Source organism: Corallococcus sp. CA049B, assembly GCF_003611685.1.
In the GTDB taxonomy this organism is placed as follows: Bacteria; Myxococcota; Myxococcia; order Myxococcales; family Myxococcaceae; genus Corallococcus; species Corallococcus coralloides.
Genome location: NZ_RAWC01000086.1, coordinates 25,212 through 33,218, shown reverse-complemented (window position 1 = coordinate 33,218; position 8,007 = coordinate 25,212). Strand labels below are relative to the sequence as shown.

General features: G+C 72.0%; 6 protein-coding genes and 1 pseudogene. 1 reads left to right on the top strand and 6 read right to left on the bottom strand.

The annotated features are described in order from the left end of the window. Positions 1-1,019, top strand: a pseudogene (locus D7W82_RS40565) (hypothetical protein); the annotation flags it as partial. Between the two features lie 72 nt (positions 1,020-1,091). Here D7W82_RS40565 and D7W82_RS20005 read toward each other — a convergent pair. From D7W82_RS20005 to D7W82_RS19980, 6 genes are read right to left on the bottom strand one after another with little or no spacing between them, the layout of a single operon-like run. Further along, positions 1,092-2,240 carry a hypothetical protein gene (locus D7W82_RS20005; RefSeq protein WP_120619871.1) on the bottom strand — a complete coding sequence of 383 codons (1,149 nt, stop codon included), beginning with the start codon at positions 2,238-2,240 and terminating at the stop codon, positions 1,092-1,094. Beyond that, entirely contained in the window at positions 2,237-3,007 is a 771-nt protein-coding gene (locus D7W82_RS20000; RefSeq protein WP_120619870.1) for a type III pantothenate kinase, read from the bottom strand. Before D7W82_RS20000 ends, D7W82_RS20005 begins: the two co-directional genes overlap by 4 nt. A 12-nt stretch (positions 3,008-3,019) precedes the next feature. Next, on the bottom strand, positions 3,020-4,021 hold the full coding sequence (locus tag D7W82_RS19995) for a biotin--[acetyl-CoA-carboxylase] ligase (protein ID WP_120619869.1): 1,002 nt from the start codon (positions 4,019-4,021) through the stop codon (positions 3,020-3,022). Between the two features lie 3 nt (positions 4,022-4,024). Continuing rightward, the gene (locus tag D7W82_RS19990; protein ID WP_120619868.1) at positions 4,025-4,627 is read right to left on the bottom strand and encodes a hypothetical protein; all 603 of its coding nucleotides are present in this window, start codon (positions 4,625-4,627) and stop codon (positions 4,025-4,027) included. Positions 4,628-4,630: 3 nt separating this feature from the next. After that, on the bottom strand, positions 4,631-5,548 hold the full coding sequence (locus D7W82_RS19985) for a HEAT repeat domain-containing protein (protein WP_120619867.1): 918 nt from the start codon (positions 5,546-5,548) through the stop codon (positions 4,631-4,633). A 53-nt stretch (positions 5,549-5,601) separates the two neighbouring features. Then, positions 5,602-7,959 carry an HTH domain-containing protein gene (locus D7W82_RS19980; protein ID WP_233587809.1) on the bottom strand — a complete coding sequence of 786 codons (2,358 nt, stop codon included), beginning with the start codon at positions 7,957-7,959 and terminating at the stop codon, positions 5,602-5,604. Between the last annotated feature and the right edge of the window lie 48 nt (positions 7,960-8,007).

The following is an 8,007-nucleotide window of genomic DNA, read 5'->3' as shown; positions in this document are numbered from 1 at the left end:
CCACCCCGCTGCGCGCGGTGCCGCCGCCCGCCGCGGCCCGTCCCGCCGCGGTCGCCGCGCCGGTGACGCCGGCCGCCGCGCCGGGCCCGTCCGCCGCGGACCTGGCGGAGCTGCGCAACCTGCGCGCGAAGGTGGCGGAGCTGCAGAGCGCGCTGGAGGACGCGCGCTCGGAGACGACGCAGGTCGAGGAGCGCGTGCAGTCGCTGGAGTCCGAGCTCCAGGAGAAGGCCACGGAGCTGGAGGCGTCCCGCTCCACCGCCGGCAAGAGCGACAAGGACACCTTCGCGCTGCGTGACACCGTCAACAAGCGCGACAAGGAGATCCTGCGGCTCAAGTCGGAGCTGAACCAGAAGGACCAGGAGATCATCGAGCTGAAGGATCAGCACCTGGAGCTGGAGCAGAAGGCCTCCACCTCCGATGAGGAGCTGAACCGCCGCGACGCGCAGATCAAGACGCTCACCACGCGCACCGAGCAGCTCACCACGGAGCGCAAGCGCGTGGATCAGCAGCTGGCCACCGCGAAGGAGGAGGCGCGCGGCGCCACCGCGAAGCTGGGCGCGCTCCAGACGGAGCTGGATCAGCACCAGGCCCAGGCCCAGGCGTTCCAGGCCGAGGCGGACAGCCTGCGCGCCCAGGTGGCCCAGCAGGACGCGGACCTCCAGGCGGCGCGCGAGGAGGCCGAAGGGCTGCGCTCGCAGGTGGAGGCGGCGCAGGGCGAGCTGGAGGGCCTGCGCGGCGAGCTGGAGGGCCTGCGCGGCCAGCTGGAGCAGGCCCAGGCGGACCTCTCCCACCAGAGCGCCCAGGCGGCCGCGGAGGCGGACGGCCTGCGCGCGCGCATCACCGAGCTGGAGCAGGCGGCGGCGCACAACGAGGAGCGCGTGACGAAGCTCTACGCGCGCATCAAGGGCGACGAGAAGCTGCGCGAGAAGACGAAGAAGGCGCTGGCCATCGCGCAGCAGCTGCTGGACGAGCCGGGCACCGCCGTGGGCGACGACGCCGACGAGGAAGCCGCGGCCTGAAGCACCGCGGTACCGCCTGTAGAACCGGGGGAAGGCGCGGGTTGAACCGCCCTCCCCCGCTCCACGGCCCGGCTACTTGCCGCCGCCGGGCGCCTGCTTGGGCGCCGTCTTCTTCTCATGCAGCTTCTTGGCGAAGGACTGCACGGCCGCGGGCACGTTCTTGTCGCGGGACAAGTCCTTCAGCTCCGCGTCGCGCAGCGTGTTGAGGAACTTCAGGGTGACGGTGAGCGGCACCTTGGGGTTCTTCACCAGCGCGAGCTTCACCTTCTGCATCTTCGTCCACTCGCGGTTGTTGTAGATGACGCGCAGCACGTCCTCGTTGATGGCGCGGTTCGCGGCGCACGCGAGCACCTCGCCGTCGGTGATGCGGGGGCTGCGGATGACGGCCACGCAGACGAGCTTGTTGGTGTCGCGGATGAGGGCGGAGCGGGCCTCCTTGTTGCCCAGCGTGCCCAGCTTGATCTTCTCCGCGATGGACATCTTCATGATGCGCTGGGCAAGCGTCATGCGCTTGCCCTCCTCCATGGGAGCGGCGTCCTCGGCCTGCGCCTCCGTGCCCAGCTCCTGGAGCACCTCCTCCGCGGTGGGGCCCGGATCCGGCGGCGCGGCGGCGGCCTGCGGGCCGTAGATGCGCACGCGCGCGGCCTGCATCGCGGGCACGTCCGCCAGCACCAGGCCGCTGCGGACCGCGAAGTCGCAGACGCTGTCCACCAGCGACGCCGGGACGCCGGGGTTGGCGCACAGGCCGCGGATGATCCCCTCATTGCGCAGCAGGCGCAGCTGGTTCTGGGAGATGATCTCCGCCACCTTCGGGCTGCACGTGCTGGCCACGCTGGCCACGGCGTCGTCCGGCGTCTCCGAGTTGAGGACGAGCATCTCCGCGTAGGCTTCCTTGTCCTTGAGCAGGCCCAGGAAGTAGCCCAGCACGGGGGGCTGCACGCCCTCGTCGCGCAGCGCGGAGCCGAGGATGCGCTCCGGCAGGCCCGAGGACGTCTTGGCGGCCGTCTCGCGCACGCCCGCGTCCGGATCGAACGTGAGCATGTAGAGGGCGCCCAGCATGTCCGCCGGATTGAGCGGCACCAGGGACTTGGCCGCCATCATCCGCAGGGGCACGGGGGCGTTGGGGTCCACGTGCTTGCGCAGGTTGGGCGGCAGGAACTCCGCGTTGAAGGGGCAGCCCGGGGGCGGGGCCGGAATGCTGGGGTCGGCGGCGGTGCTCATGTCGCGTGATTCCTTCCGTAGATGATGCGCAGCCCCTCCAGGGTGAGGAACTCATCCACCTCCTGGATGGCCTTCGATTCACTGGCCACCAGCGGGGCCAGGCCCCCGGTGGCCACCACTTTCGCGGAGAAGCCCATCTCCGCCTCCATGCGCGCGCACATGCCGTCCACCATGCTCACGTAGCCGTGGACCAGGCCGGACTGCATGGAGTGCACGGTGTTGCGGCCCACCACGTGCGGCGGGCGCGCGAACTCGACGCGGGGCAGCTTGGAGGCGTTCTGGAACAGGGCCTCCATGGAGATGTTGATGCCGGGGCAGATGGCGCCGCCCAGGTACTCGCCCTTGGGCGTCACCGCGTCCAGCGTCGTCGCGGTGCCGAAGTCCACCACGATGAGGCCGCGGTGGTGCTTCTCGTAGGCGGCCACCGCGTTGACGATGCGGTCCGCGCCCACCTCGCGCGGGTTGTCGTAGAGGATGGGCATGCCCGTCTTCACGCCCGGGCCCACGAACATGGGGCGCGTCTTGAAGTAGCGCTCGCTCATCTTCTCCAGGATGAACTGGAGCGGCGGCACCACGCTGGACACCGCCACGGCCTTCACCTGGTTCGCGTCGACGCCGCTCCACGCGAAGAGCTGGCGCACGAGGATGCCGTACTCGTCCGCGCTCCGGCGCGCGCTCGTCTCCAGGCGCCAGTGGTCCAGGAGCCGCCGGCCCTCGTACACGCCCAGGACGGTGTTGGTATTGCCGACGTCGATGGCCAGGAGCATCAGGGGCGCACTCTAGCGCTGGGGACGCAGCTGCTCCACGTCCCCCGCCAGCACGCGCTCCACGCGGCCATCCGCCATGCGCACCATCAGGGCGCCCGTGGGGTCGATGTCCTCCGCGAACCCCTCCCAGTCCCCCCGGTCCGTCCGCACCCGGACGGGGACTCCCAGGGTGCTGGAGAGCGCCTTCCAACGGGTGCGCACCGCGTCGAAGCCGGTGGCCAGGTACGTGTCCAGCCAGGCCTCCAGCCGGTTCCACAGGGCCGCGGTGAAGGACGCGCGAGCCGCGGGCCGCCCCAGCGCCAGGGCGAGCGACGTGGCCGTGGCGCGCAGCTCTTCCGGGAAGTGCTCCTCGCCGGAGTTGAGGTTCACCCCCACGCCCACGATGACGAAGTGCACGCGCTCGGGTTCGGCGGACAGCTCCGTGAGGATGCCGGCCACCTTCCGGCCGCCCAGCTGGACGTCATTGGGCCACTTGATGGCGGCGTCCGCGCCCGCGTCGCGCAGCGTCTCCGCCAGGGCCACGGCGGCCACCAGCGTGAGCTCCGGCGCGCGCTGCGGAGGCAGCTCCGGGCGCAGGATGGCGGAGAAGTACAGGTTGAGGTTCGGCGGCGACACCCAGGCGCGGCCCCGGCGCCCCTTCCCCGCCGTCTGCTGTTCGGCCACCACCACCGTGCCGTGCACGGCGCCGTCCTGCGCCAGCCGGAAGGCCGCCGCGTTGGTGGAGCCAATGGTGTCGTGGTGGTGCAGCACGCGGCCCACCGCGCGCGTGGCGAGCAGCGGCTGGACCTCCAGCCCGAAGAGCCGGTCCGGCCGCCCCACCAGCCGGTAGCCCTTCGCGGGCACGGCTTCGATGCGGTAGCCCTTCAGCCGCAGGGCCTCCACGTGCTTCCACACCGCCGTGCGCGACAGGCCCAGCCGGTTGGACAGCGCCTCACCGGAGATGAAGCCCTCCCCGCCTTCCGCGAGGAAGTTCAGGATGCGCGCGTCCTGCGTGAGCTCGCTCGTCGTCTCCACGCTTCAGTTGGGAGCGGGCACGGCGGCATCCGCCTTGTAGGAGATGAGCTCCAGCTCCGTCTGCGGCACGCGCTTGCCCTCGTGCTCCGTGGCCACGTCCACGCGGACCAGGCCCACGCCGGCGGCGAAGGTCATCGTGTTGACGAGCGTGGTCTGCCCATCCACCTTGTTGCGGCCCTCCACGCTCACGCAGTTGGGGAACGAGCCCGCGGGCACCTTGCAGGCGAAGCCCACCTGCACCAGCTGGTAGCGCTCCGTGGAGGACACGGACACGACGTTGTTCCAGCCGCGCCCGGCCTCCAGCGGGCCGCGCAGCAGGTAGCGCTTGGGGTCGCGCAGGCCGAAGGCGTCCACCGCGAGCTGGCCGCCCTGGTTGTCCACGAAGTAGCCGTCCTGCTCCTTGACGATCTCCACCGTGACGGGTTTGTCGTCGCGCCCGTCAATCCGGTACGTCCACGCGTTGCCCACGGCCAGCGGGTAGTACTGGGCAATGGACTCGGGCGAGGGGCGCGTGGCTGATTCGACGCGCTTCGCGCAGCCGGAACCCACGAGCGTGGAGGCCAGGAGGGCCAGGCCCCCCACCATCGACAGCGATTGCTTCATCATGCGCTAGGGGTCCGCGTGGCTCTGGCCACGCGCCTCCGCGGTTGCGTGGTTGCGTGATGCGTAGAGCGTGTCCAGCGCCTGCTGCGCGGCGGCCTGGACCGACGGCGTGTCGTGGCCCTGGGCCACCGTGTACAGGTACGCCTCCGCCTCCGGGCCGCCAATCTCGCCCACCGCGAAGACGATCTCCTGCAGGAAGCCCGAGTCGCGGCCGCGCGCCAGGTCGATGAGCGCCGGCACCGCGCTCTTCGCCTTCATCTCCGCCAGCGAGCCGATGGTGCGGCGCACCTGCTCCGCGTCGCTGGTGTCCTTGAGGCGCTCAATCAGGAGCGGCGCGGCGGCCGGGTGCTTGCGCTCGGCCAACGTGCGCAGGGCGAACTCACGGATGCGCGAATCAGAGGCCTGGAGGTCCGCCACCAGCGCCTCGTCCGTGCGGTCCAACGCGGCGAGCTGCAGCACCGCGGACTCCGTCACCTGCCGCAGCACGCTCTCCAGCGCGCTGCGCATCGCGGCCCGCCGCCCCTCCGCCGAGTCCACCTCCACCGCCGCCTCGCCCAGGCCCACGACCTCGTAGCGCTGGGGCATGTTGCCGCCAAAGCGCTCCAGGGACAGGTTGGCGCCCACCTCAGCGTAGCTGTGCGGGTTGCCGTCCTTCAGCACCTCGCGGGTGAAGGGCACCTCCAGCGACAGCCTCCAGGGACGGGACTTCTTGGGGGACTCGTCGGCCACCACTTCGAAGCGGCCGGAGGTCTCCAGCGCGTCGTCGAACAGGTCCCGCACGCCTTCCGGGCCGAAGCCCAGGAGGGCGTTGTCCCGCAGGGTGGTCCCGGAGAGCTCCACCGGCGCCACCGGATGGCGCGGGGCCTGCGAGCGGCAGGCCCCGAGGAACAGCACGCAGGAGGTTAGCAGCAGGGCCGGCTTCATGGCCCCCACAGGCTAACACTCCCGCGTCCACCGCACGCGATTCCGTGCGGGGTTCAGCCTTCCTTGTTGCCCTCGGACGAACCGTCCGTCCCAGGGGACACCGGCGCTTCGTGTACCTCGCGGGCCTCGCGGACTTCCGCGGGCTGCGAGGACGCCTCGGCGGGGGCCTCTTCCGGAGGCAGCGCCTGCGCGGCGACCGGGGTCTCCGCGTCGGACGCGGCCTGGGCAGCAGCTTCGGCCCGGGCCCGCGCGGCCTCGTCGGACTCCGGCGACGGCTGCGCCGCTTCGCCCGCCTGCCAGGCGTTGCCCACGGCGGGCTGCGTGGCGGCGGCCTCCCCGTTCGAGGGGCTCGCCTCCCTCATCACGGGCAGGGCCTCCCTCATCACGGGCAGGGCCTCACCCGCGAGCGCGACCGTCTCGCCAGTGACGCTGCCACCCGGAGACGGCGCGGCGATGCCACCGGAAGACTCCGCGCCCTCACCGGCGGCGACGGCGGCCACCGTGGTGGCACCGGCCTCACCCGCGTTGGCACCGGCCTCACCCGCGTTGGCACCGGCCTCACCCGCGTTGGCACCGGCCTCACCCGTGGTGGCACCGGCCTCACCCGCGCTGATGGCGCCCTCACCGGCGGGAGCGCCGGCCTCACCCGCGGGCCCGCCCTCCGCTCCGCGCGAGCCACGGCCGCGACGGCCCCGGCGACGACGGCGGCGGCGCTTGCGCTCGGAGGCGCTGCCCTCGGCGGCACCGGCCTCGGCGCCCTCCTTGGCTCCACCCACGAAGGCGCTGGCGGCCTCCAGGTCGTCATCCTCACCCTCGTCGTCGCCCTCCTCGGACTCGTCCTCCTCCGACGCGGGCGTGAACCCGGCGGCGGCCGGCGGCGCGGGGGCCACCGGCGAGTCCTTGGCCTCGGCGCCCTCCGCGCCGGACCTGGCGGTGTCGCGGGCCTCGGCCCGTTCGCGCTGACGGTCGCGGCGGCGCTCGGAGCGCTCCGAACGGTCGCCCCGCTCGGGACGCTCCGCGCGCTCCGGCTTCTCGGTGGTGGTGGCGGCGGCCTCGACCTCGCCACCGCCCTCCTCGCGGGCCTGCTTCTCGCTCTTGCGCTCCTCGCGGCGGCGCTGGGCCTCCTCGGCGTCCAGCTTCGCGGCCTCGAAGAAGCGCTCGTCGATGTCGTACAGCTCCACCTGGGTGACGGTGACGGCGGTCTTCGCCTCCAGGAACTTCTCCCCCAGGGCGTCACCGCACCACAGCATCACCAGCGAGCCAGTGGCCTGCGCTTCCGAGCGCGCGTCGCCGCGCACCTCACCCGCGCTCACCAGCAGGCCCACCTGCGCCGAGTAGTGGCCCAGGTCGCGCCGCAGCTCCTGCACCGTCTTGCGGTCGATGCCCGGCATGCCCTTGAGCATGCGGACCGCGTAGCGCAGCTCCACGCTGCCCTCGCGCTTGCGCGCGGTGAGCAGGGGGCCTTCCTTGGAGCGCTTGGCGACCTTCAGCTCGCGGAAGCCCAGCCCGTGCATCATCTTCACCACGGACTTCTCGAAGGTGCCCACGTCCGCGTCGCCCAGGCGCTTGCGCAGCCCGCGCGCCACCGCCCGGCGCGCGTCCTTGAGGGCCGTGCGCGCGGTGGTGATGAGGGCCTCGTCCACCAGGGGCTCGCCGGCGGCGGCGGGCTTGCCCAGCACCGGGCGGCCCCCCTCCAGCGGGATGCCCAGGGCCTGCGCGAAGGCGGCCTGGAGCTCCAGGGGCGGCGCCTCGCTCGGCGCGCCCGCGCGCTCCAGGGACACCTCGCCGGTCTCCTGGTTGAAGGCGTACTGGGGCCGGCGGCCCGCGTCGATGCGGCGCTGGTTGTCCTCCAGCAGGGCGGTGAGCACCGCCTCCACCGTGGTCTCCTCCGCGCACAGCTCCTTGCCCTTGGCGCGTTCGATGAGCTGATCCGTGCGCAGCGCGACTTCCGCCTCGCTGAGGATCTCGAACACGACCTCCGGCAGCGGCGGGAAGCGCTTGCGGCGGCCACCCCGCTCCTCGTCGCCCTCGTCACGGCGGCGCTTGCGCTCCGTGCCACGGCCCGACGCGCGGACGTTGTCCGTACGGGGCTCCGGGTGACGCTCCACCGGCCGCAGCGGAGGCAACTCCTCCTCCGGATGCGGCTCCATCACGCCCGTCTGTGCAAGTGCCTCGACGTCCTCGGAGAGCGACCAGTCCGTCAAAGCGAAGGTATCCTTCGCCGTGACAATCACCTTGCGATCCCGCGTCCGTCGCGCCATGGCGGCCAGTCGCGACAGCATCGTCACTTCCGGCGTCTTACCAATGTGGGACAGCAGGCTCAGCTGGATGGACTTCTCCGTGATCTCAAGGAAATGCAGGGGGCGACCTTCGCTCTCCAGTACACGGAGCGCGGCCTCGTAAAATGTCATCGAGTATTCCCCAAGAATTCCGAACGGTTACAAAAATGTAGGTCCGTA

What these genes read in the sequence shown, in the direction of transcription:
- D7W82_RS20000 (WP_120619870.1), bottom strand. Translation starts at nt 3,007, where the DNA reads ATGCTCCTGGCCATCGACGTCGGCAATACCAACACCGTCCTGGGCGTG.
- D7W82_RS19990 (WP_120619868.1), bottom strand. Translation starts at nt 4,627, where the DNA reads ATGATGAAGCAATCGCTGTCGATGGTGGGGGGCCTGGCCCTCCTGGCC.
- D7W82_RS19980 (WP_233587809.1), bottom strand. Translation starts at nt 7,959, where the DNA reads ATGACATTTTACGAGGCCGCGCTCCGTGTACTGGAGAGCGAAGGTCGC.
- D7W82_RS20005 (WP_120619871.1), bottom strand. Translation starts at nt 2,240, where the DNA reads ATGAGCACCGCCGCCGACCCCAGCATTCCGGCCCCGCCCCCGGGCTGC.
- D7W82_RS19985 (WP_120619867.1), bottom strand. Translation starts at nt 5,548, where the DNA reads ATGAAGCCGGCCCTGCTGCTAACCTCCTGCGTGCTGTTCCTCGGGGCC.